The 21,963-nt window shown below is 59.2% G+C and carries 25 protein-coding genes; 9 read left to right on the top strand and 16 right to left on the bottom strand.

What is annotated here, in order from left to right:
* Position 1: 1 nt before the first annotated feature.
* The gene (locus ACR0AI_RS19455; RefSeq protein WP_480676505.1) at positions 2-346 is read right to left on the bottom strand and encodes a hypothetical protein; all 345 of its coding nucleotides are present in this window, start codon (positions 344-346) and stop codon (positions 2-4) included.
* A gap of 98 nt (positions 347-444) precedes the next feature.
* Here ACR0AI_RS19455 and ACR0AI_RS19450 point away from each other — a divergent pair, with 98 nt between their 5' ends.
* Positions 445-780, top strand: coding sequence for a cupin domain-containing protein (locus tag ACR0AI_RS19450; protein ID WP_480676503.1), 336 nt, complete (start codon positions 445-447; stop codon positions 778-780).
* Between the two features lie 51 nt (positions 781-831).
* Here ACR0AI_RS19450 and dapD read toward each other — a convergent pair whose 3' ends face one another.
* From dapD to ACR0AI_RS19435, 3 genes are all read right to left on the bottom strand, one after another.
* Positions 832-1,659 carry a 2,3,4,5-tetrahydropyridine-2,6-dicarboxylate N-succinyltransferase gene (gene dapD / locus ACR0AI_RS19445; protein ID WP_170482298.1) on the bottom strand — a complete coding sequence of 276 codons (828 nt, stop codon included), beginning with the start codon at positions 1,657-1,659 and terminating at the stop codon, positions 832-834.
* 109 nt (positions 1,660-1,768) lie between these two features.
* Positions 1,769-2,368: a GntR family transcriptional regulator gene (locus ACR0AI_RS19440; protein ID WP_480676501.1), complete on the bottom strand. Its 600-nt coding sequence runs from the start codon at positions 2,366-2,368 to the stop codon at positions 1,769-1,771.
* Positions 2,369-2,412: 44 nt separating this feature from the next.
* Positions 2,413-3,324, bottom strand: a complete 912-nt coding sequence (locus ACR0AI_RS19435) for a threonine/serine dehydratase (protein ID WP_480676499.1) — start codon at positions 3,322-3,324, stop codon at positions 2,413-2,415.
* Between the two features lie 79 nt (positions 3,325-3,403).
* Here ACR0AI_RS19435 and ACR0AI_RS19430 point away from each other — a divergent pair, with 79 nt between their 5' ends.
* On the top strand, positions 3,404-4,246 hold the full coding sequence (locus tag ACR0AI_RS19430) for an LOG family protein (RefSeq protein WP_480676497.1): 843 nt from the start codon (positions 3,404-3,406) through the stop codon (positions 4,244-4,246).
* Between the two features lie 3 nt (positions 4,247-4,249).
* Positions 4,250-5,347, top strand: coding sequence for a cystathionine gamma-lyase (locus ACR0AI_RS19425; RefSeq protein ID WP_480676495.1), 1,098 nt, complete (start codon positions 4,250-4,252; stop codon positions 5,345-5,347).
* Here the strand turns inward: ACR0AI_RS19425 and ACR0AI_RS19420 are convergent, their stop codons facing one another.
* Positions 5,348-5,731 (bottom strand): hypothetical protein, encoded by a 384-nt coding sequence (locus ACR0AI_RS19420; RefSeq protein WP_170644204.1) that lies wholly within the window; start codon positions 5,729-5,731, stop codon positions 5,348-5,350.
* Positions 5,732-5,890: 159 nt separating this feature from the next.
* On the opposite strand from ACR0AI_RS19420, the gene ACR0AI_RS19415 reads away from it, so the two are divergent.
* On the top strand, positions 5,891-6,811 hold the full coding sequence (locus ACR0AI_RS19415; RefSeq protein WP_480676493.1) for a DnaJ C-terminal domain-containing protein: 921 nt from the start codon (positions 5,891-5,893) through the stop codon (positions 6,809-6,811).
* The gene (locus ACR0AI_RS19410; RefSeq protein WP_480676491.1) at positions 6,808-7,146 is read left to right on the top strand and encodes a hypothetical protein; all 339 of its coding nucleotides are present in this window, start codon (positions 6,808-6,810) and stop codon (positions 7,144-7,146) included. Before ACR0AI_RS19415 ends, ACR0AI_RS19410 begins: the two co-directional genes overlap by 4 nt.
* Positions 7,147-7,307: 161 nt before the next feature.
* Here the strand turns inward: ACR0AI_RS19410 and ACR0AI_RS19405 are convergent, their stop codons facing one another.
* From ACR0AI_RS19405 to ACR0AI_RS19390, 4 genes are all read right to left on the bottom strand, one after another.
* The gene (locus ACR0AI_RS19405) at positions 7,308-7,931 is read right to left on the bottom strand and encodes a cytochrome P460 family protein (RefSeq protein ID WP_480676489.1); all 624 of its coding nucleotides are present in this window, start codon (positions 7,929-7,931) and stop codon (positions 7,308-7,310) included.
* A gap of 199 nt (positions 7,932-8,130) precedes the next feature.
* A complete protein-coding gene (gene rlmN, locus ACR0AI_RS19400) occupies positions 8,131-9,321 on the bottom strand; it encodes a dual-specificity RNA methyltransferase RlmN (RefSeq protein WP_480676487.1) in 1,191 nt (396 codons plus the stop codon).
* Positions 9,322-9,414: 93 nt separating this feature from the next.
* The gene (locus ACR0AI_RS19395) at positions 9,415-9,792 is read right to left on the bottom strand and encodes a lysozyme inhibitor LprI family protein (RefSeq protein WP_480676485.1); all 378 of its coding nucleotides are present in this window, start codon (positions 9,790-9,792) and stop codon (positions 9,415-9,417) included.
* A gap of 55 nt (positions 9,793-9,847) precedes the next feature.
* Positions 9,848-10,381 (bottom strand): invasion associated locus B family protein, encoded by a 534-nt coding sequence (locus ACR0AI_RS19390; RefSeq protein WP_480676483.1) that lies wholly within the window; start codon positions 10,379-10,381, stop codon positions 9,848-9,850.
* A gap of 181 nt (positions 10,382-10,562) precedes the next feature.
* On the opposite strand from ACR0AI_RS19390, the gene ACR0AI_RS19385 reads away from it, so the two are divergent.
* Positions 10,563-11,561 carry an asparaginase gene (locus ACR0AI_RS19385; protein WP_480676481.1) on the top strand — a complete coding sequence of 333 codons (999 nt, stop codon included), beginning with the start codon at positions 10,563-10,565 and terminating at the stop codon, positions 11,559-11,561.
* Positions 11,562-11,566: 5 nt separating this feature from the next.
* Here the strand turns inward: ACR0AI_RS19385 and ACR0AI_RS19380 are convergent, their stop codons facing one another.
* The 3 genes from ACR0AI_RS19380 to ACR0AI_RS19370 are packed head-to-tail and all read right to left on the bottom strand — an operon-like array spanning position 11,567 to position 12,655.
* Entirely contained in the window at positions 11,567-11,887 is a 321-nt protein-coding gene (locus ACR0AI_RS19380) for a YciI family protein (RefSeq protein ID WP_170459773.1), read from the bottom strand.
* A 22-nt stretch (positions 11,888-11,909) separates the two neighbouring features.
* Positions 11,910-12,338: an SRPBCC family protein gene (locus tag ACR0AI_RS19375; protein WP_170662959.1), complete on the bottom strand. Its 429-nt coding sequence runs from the start codon at positions 12,336-12,338 to the stop codon at positions 11,910-11,912.
* Positions 12,326-12,655 carry a metalloregulator ArsR/SmtB family transcription factor gene (locus ACR0AI_RS19370; protein WP_170469519.1) on the bottom strand — a complete coding sequence of 110 codons (330 nt, stop codon included), beginning with the start codon at positions 12,653-12,655 and terminating at the stop codon, positions 12,326-12,328. The genes ACR0AI_RS19375 and ACR0AI_RS19370 overlap by 13 nt, the downstream gene beginning before the upstream one ends.
* Positions 12,656-12,838: 183 nt before the next feature.
* Between ACR0AI_RS19370 and ACR0AI_RS19365 the strand changes: the two genes are divergently transcribed.
* Together ACR0AI_RS19365 and ACR0AI_RS19360 are read left to right on the top strand one after the other, a co-directional pair.
* Positions 12,839-13,165 (top strand): hypothetical protein, encoded by a 327-nt coding sequence (locus ACR0AI_RS19365; RefSeq protein ID WP_480701440.1) that lies wholly within the window; start codon positions 12,839-12,841, stop codon positions 13,163-13,165.
* 17 nt (positions 13,166-13,182) lie between these two features.
* Positions 13,183-15,486, top strand: coding sequence for a caspase family protein (locus ACR0AI_RS19360; protein WP_480676477.1), 2,304 nt, complete (start codon positions 13,183-13,185; stop codon positions 15,484-15,486).
* Between the two features lie 6 nt (positions 15,487-15,492).
* Here ACR0AI_RS19360 and serB read toward each other — a convergent pair whose 3' ends face one another.
* Positions 15,493-16,368 (bottom strand): phosphoserine phosphatase SerB, encoded by an 876-nt coding sequence (serB, locus tag ACR0AI_RS19355; RefSeq protein WP_480676475.1) that lies wholly within the window; start codon positions 16,366-16,368, stop codon positions 15,493-15,495.
* A gap of 144 nt (positions 16,369-16,512) precedes the next feature.
* On the opposite strand from serB, the gene ACR0AI_RS19350 reads away from it, so the two are divergent.
* Complete coding sequence (locus tag ACR0AI_RS19350) at positions 16,513-18,030, top strand: malonate--CoA ligase (protein ID WP_480676473.1); 1,518 nt, start codon at positions 16,513-16,515, stop codon at positions 18,028-18,030.
* Here ACR0AI_RS19350 and ACR0AI_RS19345 read toward each other — a convergent pair.
* The 3 genes from ACR0AI_RS19345 to ACR0AI_RS19335 all read right to left on the bottom strand — a co-directional run bounded on the left by ACR0AI_RS19345 (position 18,017) and on the right by ACR0AI_RS19335 (position 21,671).
* A complete protein-coding gene (locus tag ACR0AI_RS19345; protein WP_480676471.1) occupies positions 18,017-18,742 on the bottom strand; it encodes a metallophosphoesterase family protein in 726 nt (241 codons plus the stop codon). The genes ACR0AI_RS19350 and ACR0AI_RS19345 overlap by 14 nt on opposite strands.
* A 121-nt stretch (positions 18,743-18,863) precedes the next feature.
* Complete coding sequence (gene serA, locus ACR0AI_RS19340) at positions 18,864-20,459, bottom strand: phosphoglycerate dehydrogenase (protein WP_170482243.1); 1,596 nt, start codon at positions 20,457-20,459, stop codon at positions 18,864-18,866.
* A 57-nt stretch (positions 20,460-20,516) separates the two neighbouring features.
* Positions 20,517-21,671 (bottom strand): phosphoserine transaminase, encoded by a 1,155-nt coding sequence (locus ACR0AI_RS19335; RefSeq protein WP_480676469.1) that lies wholly within the window; start codon positions 21,669-21,671, stop codon positions 20,517-20,519.
* Between the last annotated feature and the right edge of the window lie 292 nt (positions 21,672-21,963).

Raw genomic sequence — 21,963 nt, 5'->3', positions numbered from 1 at the left:
GTCAGCCTTTTGCACCTTCGTCAAAAAACGGCGTCATCTGCGCGACAATGACGGCGTTCTCCTCCAGTGCCCGCTGCATCAAGGCGCGTTCATCAGGGTCGATGTCATGCCCCTGCGCCTCGCGCTCGGCCAATGTGCCATAGCCGGTCACGTCTAGAGGGGCCGTGTCGGCCTGTTTCAGGATCGCAACCGTTTCTCGTACCGCTTCGGCCTCATCCACGCCGCTGGCAAAGCACATTAGGGCCGCTCCGGTCGCTCCGTCTGGCAAGCCATCGCCCTCCTTGCGACCGATCTGCACGAGCAGGGTATAGACTTGCTGACGAGAGGGTTTCTTTTGCTTTTCCATGCAGGGGGCCATAGCTCTGCACCTTTGCACGGTCAAGCATTTGCATGGGGCTGACAACTCTGCATAGTGGTATTTTCACAAGCAACTAGGGATGTTTGATGACCTTTCCAGATTTCATTACCAGCTTTCCCAGCCTTGACGTTCCCTTCCCCGAGGACGTCGTGCAAACAGCCGTGATCCGCTCTGATGCAGGGCTGGTCGCGTTTTTCACTTTCCTGAAGGATTTTGAACTGCCGATGCACGCCCACAAGGCCCAATGGGGCACTGTCATTGAAGGCGAAGTAGAGCTGACGATAGGGACGGAGACTAGAATCTATCGCCCCGGCGACAGCTATTCCATCCCGGACGGGGTCGAGCATGGCGGTAAGATCAAGGCAGGCTCACGCGTGATCGACGTGTTTGAAGAGCCGGACCGCTATCCTGTCAAAGCCTAACAAAAAAGGCCGCAGCACAGGGCTGCGGCCAATCGTTTCGATGAAATACGCTTAGTCACGCAGCAATTCGTTGATGCCGGTTTTCGAGCGGGTCTTTTCATCCACCCGCTTCACGATCACCGCGCAATAGAGACTGATGTTGTTCTTCGATGGCATTGAGCCTGCAACGACCACGGAATAGGGCGGAACCTCGCCATAGGTGACCTCGCCGGTCTCACGGTCGACGATCTTGGTCGATTTGCCGATGAACACACCCATGCCCAGAACCGAGCCTTCGCGCACGATGCAGCCTTCGACCACCTCAGAGCGCGCGCCGATAAAGCAATTGTCTTCGATGATGGTGGGGCCAGCCTGCATCGGCTCCAGCACGCCGCCGATTCCCACGCCGCCCGACAGGTGCACGTTCTTGCCGATCTGCGCGCAGGACCCGACGGTCGCCCACGTATCCACCATGGTGCCTTCGTCGACATAGGCGCCAAGGTTCACGAAGGACGGCATCAGCACTGCGCCTGGCGCGATATAGGCCGACTTACGGACAACGCAGTTGGGCACGGCACGGAAACCGGCGGCCTTCCAGTTGTCTTCGCTCCAACCAGCGAACTTACTGTCCACCTTGTCCCACCAACCACCAGCCTGAGGGCCGCCGGTCTGAATTTCCATGTCCTTGATACGGAAGCCCAGCAGAACGGCTTTCTTGGCCCACTGGTTTACATGCCAGTCACCGCTGTCCAGCTTTTCGGCAACGCGCAATGCACCGCTATCCAGCGCGTTCAGCGTGTCTTCGATGGCTTCGCGCTGTTCGCCTGTGGTTGCGGGCGTGATGGTATCGCGCGCCTCCCATGCGGATTCGATGGCGGCTTCCAGTTGCGCATTGGACATTGGGCGTCTCCCTACAAAATCTGTTCGTGTCGGTGTGGCCTATACGAAAGCCAAGCCCACGGCGCAATGCGACGAACAGGGGCTCTTTTGCGGCGGAATCGTCCGACCCTCAGCTGGCGCGGCGGATATGGCGGATCAGGATGGTCGTTGCCGCGGCAAGATCCTTGTGTTTCAACGCCTGAACAATCGCCAGATGATCCTTGTCGACGCGCTGTTTCCACTTGGGTCGCCAATGGGCAAACAAGTGGCGTGCGCTGGCGATATGAAGGTCATCAATCGTATGCAGCAGACGCGGCATGCCGCAGGGCGTCAGGAGCGTCCGGTGAAAGACCCGGTTGCGCGTTTCCCAGTCCGGCATGGTCTGCGCCTCATCGCATGCAATCCGCGCCTCATCCATGCGCTTCATGTCGCCGGGCGTCATGTTCTGCACGGAATGCTGCAAGGCCAAAGGCTCAAGCACCACGCGCATTTCGACCACTTCGCGCACCTCGGCCGGGTCGAGAACAGCGACACGCATACCGCGCCGCGGTTCGCTTTTGGCAAGGCCATGCCCCTCTAGCCGCAGCAGAGCCTCGCGTACAGGGACATGGCTGGTCTCAAAGGCCTTGGCGATGTGATCTTGGCGCAGCTTCTCACCGGCATTCAGATCACCGGTGATGATCTGCTGCCTGAGATTTTCGTAGATTGTATCGGCAATCGTGGCGCTCATGAATTATAGATAAAATCCTCAACCTATTTTCACAAGGCGATAATTCAGCCTGCAAAAGGGTCCGGCGCAATGTTCCCGCCACAGATAAGAACGGCGACACGTTCGCCCGGCTCTGGCGTGTAGGCCCCCGACATCAGCGCCGCCAAGGCAGCCGCTCCGGCAGGTTCGACAAGGATGCGATGCGCTTGCCACAATACGCGCTGCGCCTCAGATATGGCCTGATCGGATACCAGCACCGACTCCATCCCCTGCGCCAGTTCAAAACAGATCGACCCGATCCGCCGCGCGCCCAGCGCGTTGGCCGCAACGCCGGAAACCGACACATCCACCGGCTCACCCGCCTGCAAGGCGGCGTTCAAAGCGCAGGAGGTTTCAGGCTCGACCGCCACGACCTTGCGCGCGCCTTGAAACCAGGCCAGAGCGCCCGCGATCAGTCCGCCGCCGCCGACGGCGATCAGGACGGTATCGGCCTGCAAGCCCTGCGCCTCCCATTCGGCGAAGCAAGTGCCCTGCCCGGCAACTGTGGCGGGCGCGTCATACGCGTGAATCTGCATTGCGCCGGTCTTGTCCTCATGCGCCTGCGCCATCGCCAGCGCGTTGGCATATTCGCCGGGCACGACGCTGAGATCCGCGCCAATTTGCTCGATCAGGGCAATCTTGGACGGACCCGCGATCTCTGGCACAAAAATCTTGGCCGGGTGCCCCAACGCACGCGCCGCATAGGCCGCTGCCGCCCCGTGGTTCCCACCCGAGGCCGCCACGACGCCCGCCTGCGGCACCTCCATGCTCAGCAACGTATTGAACGCCCCGCGCGCCTTGAAGCTGCCGGTGTGCTGCATCTGCTCTAGCTTCAGCTCGATCGGATAGCCTGGAATATGGCTCTCCATCACCGGGGTTATCTGCGCGTGTCCGGCAATGCGTTCTGCTGCCGCCTGAATTTCCGTCTTCCAATCCATTCTTGTCTTTCCGTGACTGGCACTCTGCCCGCGAACCCTATAGCTGTTTGTCAAACACGCAAGCAGGGATCGTTCACCAATGAGAGAAGACCGCCACAGCCCTTTCCGCGACGCGCAGACCGACCGCTCGACCGCGAGCGAAGTTCCGGACACGCCCCAAACGCGGTCTCCGGCCTATCGTCTGGCCTTCGCCGATGAGGAATTCCTGTGCCGCGATGAGCTGCGCCCGGTGCGTTTGCAGCTGGAACTGTTGAAACCCGAGATGATAATGAGCGAGCGTGAGATCACCTCGACCATCGTCATGTTCGGCGGCGCGCGCATTCCGGAACCGTCGCAGAAACACACCGCGCGCACCGAAACGCTGGCCGGTCTGTCGCAATATTATAACGAAGCGCGTGAGTTCGCGCGGCTGATGACCGAGAAGTCAAACGAGACGGGCTGCCGCGAAAATGTCATCGTCACGGGTGGCGGCCCCGGCGTGATGGAGGCCGGAAACCGCGGCGCGCAGGATGCCGGTGGTTGCTCCATCGGTCTGAACATTGTTCTGCCGCATGAACAAGCGCCGAACCTCTATGTGACGCCGGACCTCAGCTTCAACTTCCACTATTTCGCCATCCGCAAGATGCACTTCCTGATGCGCGCTCGTGCCATCACCATCTTCCCCGGCGGCTTTGGCACGATGGATGAACTGTTCGAGTCCCTCACCCTGATCCAAACGGGACGGATGGAGCGTGTGCCCTTCCTGCTGTTTGGTCGCGAGTTCTGGGAAAAGGTCATCAATTGGTCGGCACTGGCCGATGCGGGCACGATCTCGGACGAAGACCTCGACCTGTTCCGCTTTGTCGACACCGCGCAAGAAGCGGTTGAGATCATCGAAAACTGGGAACCCGCCCCGCCTCGCGACGCCATTCCGGGACGCTGAGCCATGGCCAACAAACCCGGAGAAATGCTTCACCTGCGTGGCAACGCGTTGGAAAAGGGCGAACCCGTCGCCCTGCCGCTGACCCAAAGCAGCATGTACCACCTGCCCGGTTTACCGGACGGGCATGCCACCTATGGCCGCGTCGACAACCCGACATGGGTGCATTTGGAACATGTGCTTTCACATCTCGAAGACGCGCCCTGCCTCAGTTTCCCGTCGGGTATGGCTGCCATCTCGGCCGCTTTGTTTGCAACCGTTCAGGCCGGGTCGCGCCTGTTGATCCCATCGGATGGCTATTACGTGACGCGCCTGCTGGCGGATAGGTTCCTGTCGCGGCTGCGCGTTGTGGTCGAAGAACGGCCGACCACAAGCTTTGCCGACGGAGGGTTTGAGGGCTTCGACGTGGTCTTCGTTGAAAGCCCTTCGAACCCCGGCCTCGACATGATTGACCTTGCGGATGTAGCCAAACAGGTTCGCTCTGCCGGAGGCATCACCATTGCCGACAATACGACCCTGACACCTCTGGGCCAGCGCCCGCTGGATTTGGGCATCGACGTGGTCGTGTCCTCGGACACCAAGGCCATCGGCGGGCACTCGGACATGCTCATGGGCCACGTCGCCAGCCGCGACGCGCAGATCATGGAGCGGGTCGAGGAATGGCGCCGCGTCTCAGGTTCAATCCCCGGACCGCACGAAGCATGGCTTCTGCATCGCGGGCTCGAGAGCCTGGACGTGCGTTTTGACCGCATGTGCGCCTCGGCCCAGGTGTTGGCCGAGCGTCTGGCAGCACACCCGGCCGTCAAACACATCCGCTATCCCGGCCTTCCAAACGATCCGTCCCACGCGCTGGCGCAAGCTCAGACCACGCGGTTCGGGTTCCTGCTCTCGCTGACGCTGGAAAGCGAAGACAAGGCCGAGGCCTTCATCAACACCTGCCCTTTGCTGCGGCCCGCCACGTCCTTCGGCGGCGTTCACAGTTCGGCCGAGCGCCGCGCGCGGTGGGGTGACGCTGTCGACCCCGCCTTCATCCGCCTTTCGGTCGGGTGTGAGCCGGTTGATGAGCTTTGGCAGGCGTTCGAGGCCAGCCTGAACACGCTGTGACTATTTCTTGGCTTCGCGCAGTTCTTTGAACACGTAGATCGGCAGCACCACGCTGGCGATCAACGCCCCCAGCCAGACCAACAGCGTCGCCGCCAGCAGGTTGGAAACACCCCCAACCGTAAGCCCCGAGGCAATCAAGTCGGTGACCAGCAGACCCACAAAAGTCACGATCAACGCGATCCCACCCTTAAGCGCTGGCGCCTTCTTTTCCCCAAGCTTTAGGATCAGCGGCTCGGCAATCACCTGAACGACGGTGAACACAAGCACCACAACAATGAATGAGATCGGCTTGATGGCAAAGCCGTTCAAAATGAGCGACGCCAGCAACAAGCCGATGGCATTCCCGGCCAGCAGGGCCAGAGCGGATTTGATTCTGCGCGACATTCAGGCTCTCCGTGTATGAACAGGTACAGACATGCAGATATTATCAAACCTGCAGGATTTTTCGAGCCAATTCAATTGCCTCTTCCTTTTGGTCGGTTGAAATCGCATGATAAAACACATTCATAAAGATCAGACCGACCCACATCCGCGAGAGGTGAGATGAGCGACGATCCCTATTCCGTCCTTGGCGTCGCCAAAGACGCCAGTGCCGCCGAGATCAAGAAAGCCTATCGGCGCATCGCCAAGGAATGCCACCCGGACCTCAAACCCGGTGATGCCGAGGCCGAGGCCAAGTTCAAAGCCGCCGCCGCTGCTTATGATCTGCTGAAAGACCCCGAAACCCGTGCCCGCTATGACAATGGCGAGATTGACGCTTCGGGTCAGGAGCGCCCTCAACAGCAATATTATCGCGACTATGCCGAGGCCGCCGGAAACCCCTATCGCGGACGGCAGGCGGACCCGGATGACATGTCAGACATCTTCGCCGAATTCATGCGCGGCCGCGGTGGGTTTGGCGGTCAGCGCACACAGGAGTTCCATGCGCCGGGTCACAATCTGAATTACTCACTGCAGATCAGCTTTCTGGATGCCGTGTTTGGGGCCAGCCAGAAACTCACCTTGCCCGATGGCAACCGGATCGAGGTTAAAATCCCGGCGGGTATCACCACGGGCCAAACCATCCGGCTGCGAGGCAAGGGCGCTCCTGGCTATGGTGAAGGGCCTCCGGGGGACGCGCTGGTCACAATTTCGGTCGCGGACCATCCGCTGTTCGACAGGCAGGGGGATGACATTCACATTACATTGCCGATCACCATTGATGAGGCTGTCTTGGGTGGCAAAGTCCCTGCCCCCACAATCGACGGTGGCGTCAACGTCACCGTCCCGGCCGGCACCAGCAGCGGCAAAACCCTGCGCCTGCGGGGCAAGGGAGTCAAAAAACGCGGCTCGTCCGAACGGGGGGATCAACTGATCGAACTCACCGTCGCCCTGCCCAACCAGATCGACGACGACCTCAAGCAATTCATGGAGACATGGCGCGACGCCCATCGCTATGATCCTCGGAAAGGAATGCCGACATGACCCTGACCGAAGAGGAACTGATCGAAACCATCACTCGCCTGACCTCGGACCGCCTGACCGAGTATCTGGCCGCCGAGATCGTGATCCCCGAACAGTCGGACCAAGGGGTCGTCTATCACAGCATCGACGTCGCCCGGCTGGAACTGGCCTGCGAATTGCACGAGCAATACGATATGGAGGCCGATGCCTTGTCGATGATGATCTCTCTGATCGACCAGATGCACGGGCTTCGCGCCGAACTGCGTGAGGTTCTGAACGCGGTCGAGGCGCAACCCGAGCCGGTCCGGCAAAACCTGATCGAGGTTATCGGAACCGCCCGCTTTCGTCGCGGATAGGTCTAAAGCGTTTTACGTTTTACCTGAGGCAATATCATCGAAATGCGTGTTCGCCTCTCGTCGCTCGTATGAGCGACTGTCGGCAACACATCGCGACCGCGATGTGTGAGAGACCTTAGGGAGACGCAGCGTATTTCGATTCAAATCAAACGCAAAGCGATCTACTCACCTTTGATCTGGTAGTCCTCGGGCACGTAGAAGGTGTAGTCCCTGTCGGCCACTTGCACGTGGCAGTCATGGCAATAGGCCACGGCCCCGGCCCGATCCCCTAACGTGTCGCCAAACAAAGACCCATCGGGCAGTACCATGATGTAGCGCCAGTCTGCCGTCTCGGGGTTGGCGCCTAGGGCCAGTTTCTCCATCACGAACATGGCGCCGGGGTAGATCTTACCCTCATCGGTCACCGTCATGCTGTCCTTGGCCAGAACCGAGCCCATGGGCAAAAGCTCACCCGGTTGCAGGGTCGCGTAGTTCAGGGCCATGCGGTTAGCGTAGCTGTTCACGAACCGCTGCCCGTGTGTTGCCGAGATATAGGGCGCATCATTGAACAGCGGCCAGCTTTGGTAATTCAAAATGAGATCCAGCTGCGACGTCGCATAGCCACGGGCCAAACGTTTCGACAGCGCGCGATAATGCGTGCTAGCTTCGTCCTTGCTCAGCTCGGCCGGGTTTTCGATGGCCAGATGCGCATCGGGGTCTTCCGCAAAAGCGCCCGCCGCAGATAGCGGTACAAATAGGACTGCAAATGCAATGGTTTTCAATTCACTTCGAGGTCGTTCAATCATTTGGGGCTCACCTGAAATATCAGTTTGCCTACATGCCGCGCGTAACGAGAAAATAAGCTGGCGGCGAAAAGCCCCGGCGTTTCAAGGGAAAGCCGAGCGTCCGAAACAGGAACGGACGCCCTAACACATAGCAAATTTTGAAGGCAAAATCAGCACCGGAAACATTAAGTTTACCGCTGCAACCCTTGGCAGAAGTGGCCTAGTTACCGCTCAACCCGGCCTCAGCTTCGATCTGCTTACTCGATTTACGCGCACGCTCGGTTGCCGATTTCAACTGACCGCAGGCCGCCATGATATCCTCGCCGCGCGTCTTGCGGATGGGCGAGGCATAGCCAGCCTGGTAGATGATATTCGCAAAGGCCCGGATACGATTGTTCGAGCTGCGTTTGTACGGCGCACCAGGCCATTCGTTGAACGGAATCAGGTTGATCTTGGCCGGGATCTTATGACGTTTGATGTGGTCGATCAGACGATGCGCGTCCTCGTCGCTGTCATTCACACCATCCAGCATCACGTATTCGAACGTGATCCGCTCGGAATTCGAGACATTGGGATAGCTGGCCAGCGCCTGCAGCAACTCCTCGATGTTCCAGCGCTTGTTGATCGGCACCAGCACGTCGCGGGTCTCATCTGTAGTGGCGTGGAACGAGATCGCCAATAGGCAGCCAATCTCTTCGGCGGTGCGGGCGATTTCCGGAACAACGCCGCTCGTCGACAGAGTGATCCGCCGACGCGACAGGGAAATCCCTTCGGGGTCCATGGCGATCTTCATCGCGTCGCGGACGTTTTCGAAATTGTATAGCGGCTCACCCATGCCCATCAGAACGATGTTCGACAGCAGGCGCGTCTCATCCTTCGGCGCACCGGGGGTCGGCCATTCCTCAAGATCATCGCGGGCCATCATCACCTGGCCCACAATCTCGGCCGCTGTCAGGTTGCGCACCAGTTTCTGCGTGCCGGTATGGCAGAAAGAGCAGGTCAGCGTACAACCGACCTGAGACGAGATACACAGCGTACCGCGATCCTCTTCAGGGATGTAAACGACCTCGACCTCATGCCCGCCCGCGATACGACACAGGTACTTGCGCGTGCCGTCTTCGGACACCTGACGGGTCACCACTTCGGGAATTTCGATCACAAAGCTCTCGGCCAGTTGCGCGCGATAGGCTTTGGCCAGGTTGGTCATCAGTGCGAAATCGCGCACGCCCCATTGGTAGATCCACTGCCAGATCTGACCGGTCCGCATCTTGGCCTGCTTTTCCGGCGTGCCATGTTCGATCAGAGCCGCGCGGAGCTGATCGCGCGTCAGACCGACAAGGTTCACCTTCCCCTCAGGCAGTTTGCGGGGGATGGTCATGACGTCTTGAGTGATCGGCGCTTTGGGCGACATTTGGGTACCTACTGGGCGTATCTTAGGTGGATTCCGGATTGGGATGCGCCTCTATATAGGATCGCGCGCAAAGATCAAAAGGAATCGTACCGCTCAATTTGCCATGCTCAGCAACTCGTCTACCCGCGCCCTGCCCAGTTCGACTTTGCATGAGGATATCCCGATTCCCGTGCCCGACCCTCCGCCAAACGACGCCCCCACGGCCTCGCATTGCGCGTCGCGATAGGTGGTCCAGGCCGTTTGAGCGGCCTCAAGCGCGGGTTTGGCCGCAGCACGGCCAGTCACTTCATCCAGCTCATGAGCGGCATCAGAGGCAAACCCATAGGCGGCCTGTAGTGCCAGTTCCACGCGCTGCTCCATGTCGGATACGCAAGCACCAATTTCGACCTGCGACGCGGCATCAGCGCATTCCAGCGCCGGGTCGGCCAGAACGGCACAGGGAAAAAGGTAGAAAAGCAGGGTATAGCGCATGTCAGGGCCTCCTATTGCGGACGCCCCACTCTAGCACATCAGCGCGGTGGCCGTATCACTTGGTGCAGCGCGTCTCGGCGTCTTCGATCGCGGCGGTGAAGCCCAGCAGAGAGAACGTGTCCTTGGTTTGCGTCCCGCGTTCCGAGCGTGCGGTCAGCACAGCCTCGGTCCCGCGCTTCATGGCGGTGACGATCTTGGCATCGTCCTGAGCAGTCGCCGGCCAAGCCCACTCGCCCTCGGTAAACAGTTCGAATTCAGACCCGTCTACAACCAGGTTCACCGTGGAACCGGCCGCGAAAGGGTAGCCACCGGTAAAGGTCACTTGCCCTTTGACCTCTGCATTCGGACGATAGAAGACAAACAGCAAGATGTCGCTGCGGCGCACGGAAACGACACGTCCGCCCCGCGTGTTCACGGTTTCCTTGGGGGCCGAAACGCTCCAGCATTCGGTGGGATCATCTTCGACAAAAACGCTCCAATCCGTTTTTGCCGCGACGCGGTTCGTACTTGTCCCCTGCTGTGCGATTGCAGTTGTGGCCATACCCGCCACACACAGACCCGCAAGCACGCGGGTAAGCAATGATCCCATTTGTCCAGCCTCCTAGCTCGACCTTCTACCTCATACCCATCGGAAAGCCATGCGAACCCTGCCAGTTCGTCTTGGAAACGTTGCGCATTCCGATGATTGTCGACATACACACACTAACGCAGGTTTCGCCACAGGCGAAAGGGCGATTGGCAGAATTTTGCGCATAAATCCGGAGGTCCAGATGACGCAGCCCATCCCGATGACAGAACTGTGGCGCGGCGATCTGTTGGAAAGCCTGCATCTGGGCCATGCAGTGGTCTGCGATGACACCGGGCAGATCGTGCAAAGCTGGGGCGATCCGAACGCAGTGATCTACCCGCGATCCTCAGCCAAGATGATTCAAGCTCTGCCTTTGGTTACGTCTGGCGCTGCGGCCAAATACGGGCTGAACTCAGAACATCTTGCGCTGGCCTGCGCCTCCCATAACGGGGCCGCCATTCACACGGATCGCGTCTCAGTCTGGCTGGATCATCTCGGTCTCACCGAGCATGATCTGCGCTGCGGCCCGCAAGAGCCGGCCGACATAGCCGCGCGCGACCGGCTTATTCTGGCCGACGATACGCCATGCCAAATCCACAACAATTGCTCGGGCAAACACTGCGGGTTTCTGACCCTGTCTCAGCATATGGGGGCCGGACCGGAATACCTTGAGATTGACCACCCAGTTCAACAGGCCTGCTTGTCTGCCTTTGAGGAAACAACCGGCGAGACCAGCCCCGGCTACGGCATCGACGGATGCTCGGCTCCGAATTTCGCGACCTCGCTGGTGGGGCTTGCGCGCTCGATGGCTTGGTTTGCCTCGGCCGCCAATCGTTCGGACCGGTCGAGCGATGCGGCGCAGCAGCTAACCGCCGCGATGATCAAGCACCCAGAGCTTGTCGCGGGCGAAACCCGCGCCTGTACCGAATTGATGCGCGCAATGAACGGGCGCGCTGCGATCAAGACCGGGGCCGAGGCAGTCTTCGTCGCGATCCTGCCGGAAAAACGCATGGGTATTGCGCTGAAGATCACCGATGGCACCACCCGCGCCAGCGAATGCGCCATCGCGGCCATTCTCGTCAGCCTCGGGGTGTTGGAGGCTGATCACCCGGCGACACGCAAATTCATGAATGCCACGCAATACAGCCGCCGAGGACTGGAATGCGGTGTCATCCGACCCGCGCCGGGCTTTGCGAACTAAAGCAGCTACATTTCGATTTCGTGGATTTCCGCCACTTCGACCGAGCCAGATCCGTTGATGACCATCGGGCAGCCTTTGGCCATCTCGGTCGCGGCATCCATGCTGTCGGCTTTGATCACCGTGAAGCCAGAGGCCGGGTTTGCCCCGCCATTGTCGACAACGCCGCCGTTGCTGACGGTATAGGATTGGCCTACCGGGTTTCCCGGGATATCCAAAGCCTCGCCCATGTTTTGAAACCACGCGCCCCATGCGGCCATGGTTGCTTCGATTTCTGCGGGGTCAGTTGGGGTGTGGCCCCCGTGATAAACAAATAGATATTGGGGCATTTCGGTCCTCCCTGAATGAAATCTATTGGCACTGCGCTTCGAGCTTGCGCAGCGAGGATGTCCAGCCTGTGTTGTGGTTCTCAGCTGCCTCGGCGTCGGCGAGCTCACGGTGATCGATAACAAGTCGGGCGCCGGTTTCGGTTACCGTTATTGTAAAAGTCACGTGGCTTTCCGGCCCGCGTTGATCTTGGTCGCCATGCCAACCCCACGTGAAGCCGACTGAGTTCGGTGGATCAACATGCGTGACATGCCCCGAAACCTTGAATTGCTGCCCATCGCTGTTTTCCATCACTGAAAACCAGGGGCCGGTTCTTGAAAAATCCAGATTGTGATCCGGCACATGCATGCCTTCCGGCCCCCACCACTGCAGTAGTTTTGAGCCATCTGTCACCCAAACAAAAAGATCTTCCGGGCTGACGGGAAAGTCCCGCTCCAATTTCAGGTCGGCCATGAATTTTCCCTTTCCAAAATGTCACCCAAACGATCCAGACTGCTTTCCCAGAACTGCCGTTTCGAGATCGTCCACTCGGCAATCGCACGAAGACCTTCGGAGTGGACGGAATACAACCTCTGGGTACCCAGCACGCGTTGTTGCACCAATCCTGCCTCGCGCAGCACCTTCAGGTGGCGCGAGATTGCGGCACCTGACATGCCTTTGCCTTCGACCAGGTCTCCGGCGGGCAGTTCGCCGCCGTCCATCAGCTGCTCGACGATGGCGAACCGAGTGCGGTCAGATAGTGCGGAAAAGGCGGCAATAAGATCGGTCATGATTCTTATTTAACACAAATGTTAAATTAAGGAAAGCCTACCTTTTGTCAGCGCCAATTAGGAAAATTGGCCGAGCCTCCTCTTTTCGTGTATATGTGAAAAGGTTCATAGACCTGCTCCAAAGACACAAGTTACGGTGTTATGTGTGAGTTTAATAAGTTGTTTTATTTTAGGAGGCTTGAGATGCGCTTCGCGTCCACTTCATTGTTTTTCGCCTGTACCCTTGTTGTTGCAGGCTGTGCGTCCCCTTGGTCACAGACTGAGACTGTCACCCCGACTGCAACCGCCCCTCAACCAACGCCTGCGGCGGCGGTAGCGACAACTCCCGCGACTGCGCCCGCAACGACGGTGGCAGCAGCCCCTGCAGCAGCACCGGAAGTAACCCCAACGGCCGTTTCATCAACAGCGCCTCAAAATGCGTATGACCGCGACGGCGGAGATGGTGGTGGCGGCGGCGGCGGCGGCGGTGGTGGAGACGGCGGCGGCGGCGGTGGCGGCTGGGGCGGTTAAGCCGGAGACGACACCACATGCTTAAGCTTGGGTCTAAAACTGGTCGGCGCCATTTGCTAGCAGCTGCGTCTATCCTGACGATTTGCGCAAGCGGCCTCAGCGCGCAGTCCTCGTCGGCAACCAGCGCGAACAGCAGGGTTGCGATCGTCATCGGCAATCAGGACTACACGAGCGTTGGCGACCTGACCAATGCCAGAAAAGACGCCGAAGACATTGCGGACATGCTGCGAGACTTCGATTTCCAAGTCTTTGACGGCTATGACCTGACCAAACGCGAGTTTGAAGAGCTGATCCGCACAGCGGTTCTGAACATCCCGGATTCCGCAGATGTTCTGTTCTACTATGCAGGTCACGGCATTCAGATCGGGCGGCGAAACTATTTGCTGCCCGTGGATGCCAAGTTTGAAAGCGTCTATGATGTGCCGCTGGCAACGATGACGCTGGATCGTGTGATTGACACCCTATCCGCCCGCAGCGCGGCCCACGTGGCCATTCTGGACTCGTGCAGGGACAATCCGTTTCAAGACCTCAGATTGGCGGCCGATCTGGACGCCAACCTTTTTGAGACCCGCGAAGGGTTCGACGTCTTCAAAACGCCGCTGAACTCACTGGTAGCCTATTCCACCTCGCCCGGTGCGGTGGCCAGTGACGGCGAGATCGGCCACAACAGCCCCTATACGGCGGCTGTGCTGGAAACTGCCCAATCCTCTCCGTTTGAGAATATCCAACAGCTCTTTCCGGTCATTCGCGAGAGGGTTCACACCAAAACATCGGGCCAGCAGATCCCTTGGGAAAGCTCGACACTGGTGCGCCCGTTTTACCTGGCGCAGCAAAAAGTCGAGGTTGAACCTGAGGCGCTGCAGGATGGCGCCCCACAATCCCTATCGCTCAGTTATCAGTTTGATAAATCCGTCCCTTTGTCCCAAAGCCTGAGCCAAGCGCTGGGAAGGGACATTGTAGATGTGCGGGTGACGGAAACCCCTGACCGGGGTGCTGTCAGCGCAAGCGAAACATCTCTGACCTATACGCCCGAGATCACGGACACACGTGCCGTTGACCTGCCCAAAACCGATTTTGCCGATACCTTCGCAGTCGAAGTCGTAACCGCTGATCAGACGCGACAGACGGTTGAGGTCTCTCTGGAATTGGGGATGAATGCCTGCGATCTCGAAGCGGGGGATGCGCTGGATCTTAATGGCGTTGGCGTGTTTCGCCTGCCGAATGAGCTGGATATCACCAAAGGTCTGGCCGCCTGTTCGCAAGCGGTCGAGGACTATCCGGAAAACGCACGGTTCCAGTATCAACTGGGCCGTTTGCAACAAGCCGCAGGAAATGTGTCAGGCGCCTTTGAGAGTTTCACGACCGCTGTCGACGGCGGGCATATTCGCGCCAAATACGCTCTGGCAACTTTGTTGGATACACAGCGCATCGACCGCGCGGTCACCAAGACCCCTTATGACCCGGATAAAGCGCGCGCGCTGTTAGAAGAAGCCATCGCCCAGCAAGACCCCTATGCCATGCACCGGCTGGGCCAACAACTGCTGCGCAAAGGTGAAACGACCGAAGAGAAAAACCGCGGCTTCGAACTGTTGGAACGGTCGGTCGAGCTTGGACATACCTATTCGATGAATGAACTGGGCATGTATTTCCTGCGTGAAAACTCGGAACGCTATATCCCCGAGCGTGGGTTGCGATATCTCCGCGCTTCCGAACTACGGCAGGACATCTATGGGTACGACAATCTGGCCTATGTCTCGCTGAATGGTCTGGGCGGCAATCCGGTCGATTTCGACAAAGCTGAATCCTATTTTCTGGCGGCAGCCCAAGGCGGGCACCCAACCGCTCCGGCAAGTATCGCCCGCATGATCATGCGGGACCAGCTACAGGGCCGGCCCCGTACCGAGGCTTTGGCCTGGTACGATACATCGCTGGAACGCGGTGATGCCTGGGGCGGTGCGAACGGAGCTTACATCATTCTGGACGGTCAGGTACCGGGTAAAGGTCCCGCTGACGCCGCGCTCAGGGCGGCCAAAGCAGCCATGCTGCCGAATGAGGAACCTGCCGCGCAGGCTCAATCGCAACTCGACAGCCTCTCGCGCGGGGATCTGGATCGGGCTTTGCAACTGGCGCTGAACGAACTTGGGGAAAATGTCACCGTCGATGGCCAAGTCGGCCCGGCGACACTGACTGCGCTGGAGAATATCAGCTCAAAGTTCGGAGTTCCGGTTCCTTATGCCGCCGCCAGCGATCCAAAGGCCCGGCTGTTGCTGGCCGCGCGTGTGTACTGGGCGCAGAATCCGGTGCGCTTTGACTTGTTCTAAGCGACTTTAGCCGCTGAAATCAGCCTTGCTATAGCCCTGAATGTAAAGCAGGGCCGTCAGGTCTCCGTGATTGATCCGCACGTCGCACTCAGCCGCAACCGAGGGCTTCGCGTGCAGTGCAACGCCGGTTCCGGCCCGCCCCAACATGCTCAGATCGTTAGCTCCGTCGCCAACCGCGATCACGTCGCCCTCGGACAAGCCAAGCGTTGCGGTGATCCGCTCCAGCGCCTCCACCTTGGCCTGCCGCCCTAGGATCGGGCGCTGCACATCACCCGTTAGCTGCCCATTCTCGGTCAACAGAGTGTTCGCCCGGTTCTCATCAAACCCCAACTGCTCTGCCACGCGGGCCGTAAACGCGGTGAACCCGCCCGAGACCAAGGCCGCATAGCCGCCAGCCGTGCGCATGGTCGCCACTAATTCGCGCCCGCCGGGCATGAGGGTGATCCGTGTGTTCAGAACATGGTCAATGACCGCCTCGTCCAGCCCTTTCAACAGGCCGACCCGTTCGATCAGCGCGCCTTCGAAGTCCAGCTCACCATTCATCGCGCGGGCGGTGATGTCCTTGACGCGCTCACCCACGCCCGCCTCATCCGCCAACTCATCAATGCATTCCTGCTGGATCATGGTGCTGTCCATATCCGCCAGAAGCATTTTCTTGCGCCGCCCTTCAGACGCCTGAACGACCAGATCGACGCTCATTTCCTGCAGATCGGCCCAGACATCCCAACGATTGTCTGGCATCTCGGACAGTGTGAACTCGGCCGCCTCACCGGGGTTGAGCCACGTGACTTCGCCCCCGCCCCACGCATTTCGCAACGCGTCCACCATCGGGACCTCAAGCGAGGGCGTGGTGGGATTGGTCAGCAAGGTGGCAACGTACATGGCAGGTCTCCGGCAATCTGCATAGCGCATATCGCAGGTGCAGCATTTTCGCCAGAGTTGGTTGGAAATATCTGGCAAACGGGGCTTTACGGTCCCGGTTTTCCCAGCCAGATTCAGCCCGCGACGCACGGAAAGGAACACCGAATGGCCAACCCGCTTTTTGATCGTCTGTTTGGCATTCACGCCGGGAAAACCACTCCGTTCCTGCATCTGCCCGACGGTCAGGTTCTGACCCATGCCACCTTTCTCGACACGGCCGCGCGGCTGGCCAACGCGCTGACGGGGCTGGAGCTTGAGCCCGGAGACCGCGTCGCCGTTCAGGTCGAAAAATCGCCCGAGGCGCTTGCCCTCTACGCAGCATGCGCGCAGACCGGGCTGATTTTCTTGCCGCTCAACACCGCCTATACGACCACCGAGCTGCAGTATTTCATCGAAAACAGCGGCGCGAAGCTGGTGGTCTGCGATATCGCGAACGAGGCTGGCCTGACCCCGATTGCCCAAGCGCAGAACGCCCATCTTGCGACGCTGAACGCCGATGGCAGCGGCAGCCTGATGCGCCGAGCGTTGGGGATGCTGCCTGCGTTCGAACCTGTCAGCCGGTCCGAGGATGATCTGGCTGCTTTCCTCTATACCTCGGGCACAACGGGACGATCGAAAGGTGCGATGCTGACGCAGGCCAACCTGCTGTCCAATGCCGAAACGCTGGTGCAGGAATGGCGCTTCACCAAGGACGATGTGCTGCTGCATGCGCTGCCGATCTTTCACACGCATGGCCTGTTCGTTGCAACCAATGTGGTGCTGGCCTCAGGCGGGTCGATGATCTTTCTGCCCAAGTTCGATCAGGACGACATCCTGCGTCTGATGCCGGAGGCCACCTCGATGATGGGTGTGCCAACCTTCTACACTCGCCTGCTGGGCGATGATCGGTTTACCGGAGATCTGACGCGCCATATGCGGCTGTTCATCTCAGGCTCGGCACCGCTGCTCGCAGAAACCCATGAATTGTTCGAAGCCCGCACCGGGCATCGTATCCTCGAACGCTATGGAATGACCGAAACCAACATGAACACCTCAAACCCCTATGACGGCGAACGCCGCGCCGGGACCGTCGGGTTCCCGCTTCCTGATGTCGAGCTGAAGGTTACGGACCCCGAAACCGGCGCGCCTTTGCCACAAGGCGAGATCGGCATGATCGAGGTGCGCGGTCCGAACGTGTTCAAGGGCTATTGGCAGATGCCCGAGAAAACCTCCGCTGAGCTGCGCGAGAACGGGTTCTTTATCACTGGCGACTTGGGCCGGGTGGACGAGGATGGCTATGTCCATATCGTCGGCCGTGGCAAAGACCTGATCATCTCGGGCGGGTACAACATCTACCCCAAGGAAATCGAGCTTCTGTTGGACGACCAACCCGGTGTTTTGGAAAGCGCGGTCATCGGTGTGCCGCATCCGGACTTTGGCGAAACGGTGCTGGGCATTCTAGTGCCTCAGCCCGGGCAGGTCCTTGATCTGGGTGCCATTCTGGCGCGTGTTCAGGAGCAGCTGGCCCGGTTTAAACATCCGCGCAAACTGATCGTGCTTGATGAGCTACCCCGCAATACCATGGGCAAGGTGCAAAAGAACGCCCTGCGCGAGACCTATAAAGACAGCTTTACACAAGGCTGACCCGGCCCTTTTCAGTCAACTCCCAACAGGTGCGGCCTTCGAAGACAACGACACTGGCCGGGCGTCCATACCCCGCGCCGGTATCCAGATTCACACGATTGCCGCAATAGGTCACCCGGTCGACCGGAGTATGGCCGTGAACGATCAGCTTGGGATGCGGCGCAGTATGTTTCAAAAACTCCTGCCGAATCCAGACCAGATCGTTTTCATCCTGCTGATCCAGCGCGATACCGGGGCGGATGCCCGCATGAACAAAAGCCAGTTCGGGTGTCTGGTGCATCAAATCCAGCCCCTGCAGGAACGCACGATGATCCTCGGGTACCGCCTGCAACGCCATGGCGTGCAGATCCTCAAGCCGGGTTTGCCCCTCGAACACGATACCATAGCTGGCAAGTGTTTCGACCCCGCCCAGACGTTCGTGCAGCCAGTGGTAGCCGACCAGAAGATGCGGATCATGGCGGGGGAAATCCTCGAGAAACCATGCAAACATCCGGTCGTGATTTCCTAATAAGGTAATCCAGTCCCGCCCTGCCGCGCATCCCGCGATCAAGCGGTCCAGAACGCCCCGGCTATCCGGTCCCCGGTCGGTATAGTCGCCCAGAAACACCACCTGAGCCTCAGGCCCGCCGTCGCGGTCAATCAGAGAAAGGAGTCGGTCGAACTCGGCGCTCTGCCCGTGCAGGTCGCCAATGGCGTAAATCGGTTTAGTCATGAAAAGGTCTCGGCTGCTGTCACGGCAGTTTAGAGGCGAAAGCGTTGATAGCGCAATCAGGAACACCCGCGCCGGTCCTTGGCGCGGGTGTCAAATTGTCTGAAATGACAAAGGGTGCCAATCAGGCGACGTCGAACTCCAGCGGTTTGATCTGCGTGAACAAGCCCGTTTCCGCCAGCTTAGCGCGCGCCTCGGCCGGGACAGGTTCGTCCACATAAAGAAGCGCAATCGCCTCACCACCCGCCTCGGACCGGCCGAGGGTAAAGTTCGCGATGTTCACGTCGTTCTCGCCCATGGTCTGACCCAGCGCACCGATGATGCCCGGCACATCCTCGTTGGTGGTGTAGAGCATATGCGCCCCGATCTCGGCATCGATATTGATGCCTTTGATCTGGATAAAGCGCGGCTTGCCATCGCTGAACACGGTCCCACCGATCGAGCGCTCGCGCTTGGTGGTCACCACGGTGACCTTGATATAGCCCTCAAACGCACCGGACTTGTCCTGATTGGTGGTCGAGATCTTGATGCCACGCTCCTTGGCGACAACCGGGGCCGAGACCATGTTCACCTCGGGATTGAACTTCTTCATGATCCCCGCAACGACAGCGCAGTTCAGAGCGGCCAGGTTCATTTCAGCCGCCACACCATCATAGAGGATGTTGATCGCCTGCACCGGCTCATCGGTCATCTGGCCGATGAAGCTGCCCAGATGACCGGCCAGCTTGATCCACGGCCCCATGACCTTGGCTTCTTCCGCCGTAACGCTGGGCATGTTCAACGCATTTTCCACAGCACCGGTCAGCAGATAGTTCGAGATCTGCTCGGCCACTTGAAGCGCAACGTTCTCCTGCGCTTCAGTTGTTGCCGCGCCAAGGTGAGGCGTACAGACCACGTTGGGCAGGTTGAAAAGGGCGTTTTCTTTCGCCGGCTCTTCGCTGAACACGTCAAAGGCCGCACCGGCGACATGACCCGATTGCAGCGCCTCGGCCAGCGCGTCTTCGTCGACCAGACCACCGCGGGCACAGTTGATAATACGCACGCCTTTCTTGGTCTTGGCGAGGTTTTCACGGCTCAGGATATTGCGGGTCTGATCGGTCAGCGGAACATGGAGAGTGATAAAGTCAGCGCGGGCCAGCAGCTCGTCCAATTCGACCTTTTCAACACCCATCTGCGCCGCTTTCTCTTCGCCGAGATAGGGGTCATAGGCCACAACCTTCATCTTCAGGCCAAGCGCGCGCTCACACACGATACCGCCGATATTGCCCGCCCCGATCACGCCTAGGGTCTTGTTGGTCAGCTCAATCCCCATGAACTTGGACTTTTCCCATTTACCCGCATGGGTCGAGGTGCTGGCCTCGGGGATTTGCCGCGCGACAGCAAACATCATCGCAATTGCATGCTCGGCTGTGGTGATCATGTTACCGAAGGGCGTGTTCATCACGATCACACCCTTTTTCGAGGCCGCATCCTTATCGATATTGTCGGTCCCGATCCCGGCACGACCGATCACTTTCAGTTTGTCGGCCTTCTCCAGAATGGTCGGTGTGACCTTGGTGGCCGAACGAATAGCAAGACCGTCATACTGACCGATCACCTCGGCCAGTTTGTCTTTGTCCTTGCCCAGATCGGGCATGAAATCCACGTCGATGCCGCGATCGCGGAAGATTTGCACGGCGGTTTCGCTGAGCTTGTCAGATACGAGTACTTTGGGGGCCATATTCTCTGGTCCTTGAATTGTATGGAAGGTCCGGGCCTTGAACGGCCCGGTGAAAAGTCAGGCAGCCTCGGACTGCGCCGCGATCTCGGCCTCAAAGGCCCATGCCAACCACGGCAGCATCGCCTCGATATCCGAGGTCTCGACCGTACCACCGCACCAGATGCGCAGGCCCGCAGGCGCGTCGCGATAGGCACCGATGTCCAAGGCGATGTTCTCGGCCTCAAGCCGCTTGGCCACGGCTTTCGCGAATGCTGAACCGTCCTGAATGCGCCCATCTGTGAATTTCAGGCAGACCGAGGTGTTCGATTGCGTCGCCGCGTCCTCAGCCAGATTGGCGATCCAATCGTTTTGGTCGCAGAAGGCATGCACCGCACTGGCATTGGCATCGGCACGAGCGATCAGCCCCTGCAACCCACCAACCGAGCGCGCCCAATCCAGCGCAAACAGATAATCCTCGACCGCCAACATAGAGGGCGTATTGATCGTCGCCCCGGTAAAGATGCCGTCAATCAACTTGCCGCCTTTGGTCAGGCGGAAAATCTTGGGCAACGGCCATGCGGGGGTATAGCTTTCCAATCGCTCAACGGCACGGGGCGACAGGATCAGCATCCCGTGTGCAGCCTCGCCACCCAGCACTTTCTGCCAGCTGAAAGTGGTCACATCCAGTTTGTCCCAGGGCAATTCCATCGCAAAGGCCGCCGAGGTCGCATCACAAATCGTCAGGCCCTGACGATCATCGGCGATCCAGTCGCCATTGGGCACCCGAACGCCCGAGGTTGTGCCGTTCCACGTAAACACCACGTCATTGACGAAATCGACCGAAGCAAGATCAACGATCTGTCCGTAGTCTGCCGTCTTCACCTCGGCATCGATCTTCAGCTGCTTGACCACGTCAGTCACCCAGCCCGCACCGAAGCTCTCCCACGCCAGCATCTCGACCTTGCGTTCGCCCAGCAGCGACCACAGGGCCATCTCAACCGCGCCGGTGTCCGAGGCGGGAACGATGCCGATCCTGTAATCCGCCGGAATGCCCAGAATCTCACGCGTGCCTTCGATGGCCGCTTTCAGCTTGTCCTTGCCGACAGCAGCACGGTGCGAACGACCCAGCGCGGCATCGGCCAGTTTGGACAGATCAAATGTGGGGGGTTTGGCGCAGGGGCCCGAGGAAAAACGCGGATTCGCCGGCCGCGTCGCCGGTTGTTCATTGCTCATCTGTATTACCCTTCCAGATACACGCCCCTCGTTGGGGAGGGGTGTCCCACGGACAGAGCTATGAGGCCTTCGCAGACGCAGCAAGCGAAAAAGACGCTTTCACCGCAAAAAACGACACCAAAGATGAGCGTAAATAAGAACAGAGGTTTCCGATAAGCGAAAACCCCGCCTTTCGGCGGGGTCTATTAGTTTTACTCTGCGGCTTCTTCGTATGCTTCCATTGGAGGGCATGTGCAGACGAGGTTTCGGTCTCCGTATGCGTTGTCGACGCGGTTGACGGGGGACCAGTATT

Source organism: Ruegeria sp. BG3 (assembly GCF_056538485.1).
The sequence above is the reverse complement of the archived record's forward strand: the minus strand, read 5'-3'. Positions and strand labels throughout refer to the sequence as shown.

Excerpts from the sequence above, each read along its gene's own strand:
- ACR0AI_RS19455 (WP_480676505.1), bottom strand. The coding sequence starts at position 346 with ATGGAAAAGCAAAAGAAACCCTCTCGTCAGCAAGTCTATACCCTGCTC.
- ACR0AI_RS19450 (WP_480676503.1), top strand. The coding sequence starts at position 445 with ATGACCTTTCCAGATTTCATTACCAGCTTTCCCAGCCTTGACGTTCCC.
- dapD (WP_170482298.1), bottom strand. The coding sequence starts at position 1,659 with ATGTCCAATGCGCAACTGGAAGCCGCCATCGAATCCGCATGGGAGGCG.
- ACR0AI_RS19440 (WP_480676501.1), bottom strand. The coding sequence starts at position 2,368 with ATGAGCGCCACGATTGCCGATACAATCTACGAAAATCTCAGGCAGCAG.
- ACR0AI_RS19435 (WP_480676499.1), bottom strand. The coding sequence starts at position 3,324 with ATGGATTGGAAGACGGAAATTCAGGCGGCAGCAGAACGCATTGCCGGA.
- ACR0AI_RS19430 (WP_480676497.1), top strand. The coding sequence starts at position 3,404 with ATGAGAGAAGACCGCCACAGCCCTTTCCGCGACGCGCAGACCGACCGC.
- ACR0AI_RS19425 (WP_480676495.1), top strand. The coding sequence starts at position 4,250 with ATGGCCAACAAACCCGGAGAAATGCTTCACCTGCGTGGCAACGCGTTG.
- ACR0AI_RS19420 (WP_170644204.1), bottom strand. The coding sequence starts at position 5,731 with ATGTCGCGCAGAATCAAATCCGCTCTGGCCCTGCTGGCCGGGAATGCC.
- ACR0AI_RS19415 (WP_480676493.1), top strand. The coding sequence starts at position 5,891 with ATGAGCGACGATCCCTATTCCGTCCTTGGCGTCGCCAAAGACGCCAGT.
- ACR0AI_RS19410 (WP_480676491.1), top strand. The coding sequence starts at position 6,808 with ATGACCCTGACCGAAGAGGAACTGATCGAAACCATCACTCGCCTGACC.
- ACR0AI_RS19405 (WP_480676489.1), bottom strand. The coding sequence starts at position 7,931 with ATGATTGAACGACCTCGAAGTGAATTGAAAACCATTGCATTTGCAGTC.
- rlmN (WP_480676487.1), bottom strand. The coding sequence starts at position 9,321 with ATGTCGCCCAAAGCGCCGATCACTCAAGACGTCATGACCATCCCCCGC.
- ACR0AI_RS19395 (WP_480676485.1), bottom strand. The coding sequence starts at position 9,792 with ATGCGCTATACCCTGCTTTTCTACCTTTTTCCCTGTGCCGTTCTGGCC.
- ACR0AI_RS19390 (WP_480676483.1), bottom strand. The coding sequence starts at position 10,381 with ATGGGATCATTGCTTACCCGCGTGCTTGCGGGTCTGTGTGTGGCGGGT.
- ACR0AI_RS19385 (WP_480676481.1), top strand. The coding sequence starts at position 10,563 with ATGACGCAGCCCATCCCGATGACAGAACTGTGGCGCGGCGATCTGTTG.
- ACR0AI_RS19380 (WP_170459773.1), bottom strand. The coding sequence starts at position 11,887 with ATGCCCCAATATCTATTTGTTTATCACGGGGGCCACACCCCAACTGAC.
- ACR0AI_RS19375 (WP_170662959.1), bottom strand. The coding sequence starts at position 12,338 with ATGGCCGACCTGAAATTGGAGCGGGACTTTCCCGTCAGCCCGGAAGAT.
- ACR0AI_RS19370 (WP_170469519.1), bottom strand. The coding sequence starts at position 12,655 with ATGACCGATCTTATTGCCGCCTTTTCCGCACTATCTGACCGCACTCGG.
- ACR0AI_RS19365 (WP_480701440.1), top strand. The coding sequence starts at position 12,839 with ATGCGCTTCGCGTCCACTTCATTGTTTTTCGCCTGTACCCTTGTTGTT.
- ACR0AI_RS19360 (WP_480676477.1), top strand. The coding sequence starts at position 13,183 with ATGCTTAAGCTTGGGTCTAAAACTGGTCGGCGCCATTTGCTAGCAGCT.
- serB (WP_480676475.1), bottom strand. The coding sequence starts at position 16,368 with ATGTACGTTGCCACCTTGCTGACCAATCCCACCACGCCCTCGCTTGAG.
- ACR0AI_RS19350 (WP_480676473.1), top strand. The coding sequence starts at position 16,513 with ATGGCCAACCCGCTTTTTGATCGTCTGTTTGGCATTCACGCCGGGAAA.
- ACR0AI_RS19345 (WP_480676471.1), bottom strand. The coding sequence starts at position 18,742 with ATGACTAAACCGATTTACGCCATTGGCGACCTGCACGGGCAGAGCGCC.
- serA (WP_170482243.1), bottom strand. The coding sequence starts at position 20,459 with ATGGCCCCCAAAGTACTCGTATCTGACAAGCTCAGCGAAACCGCCGTG.
- ACR0AI_RS19335 (WP_480676469.1), bottom strand. The coding sequence starts at position 21,671 with ATGAGCAATGAACAACCGGCGACGCGGCCGGCGAATCCGCGTTTTTCC.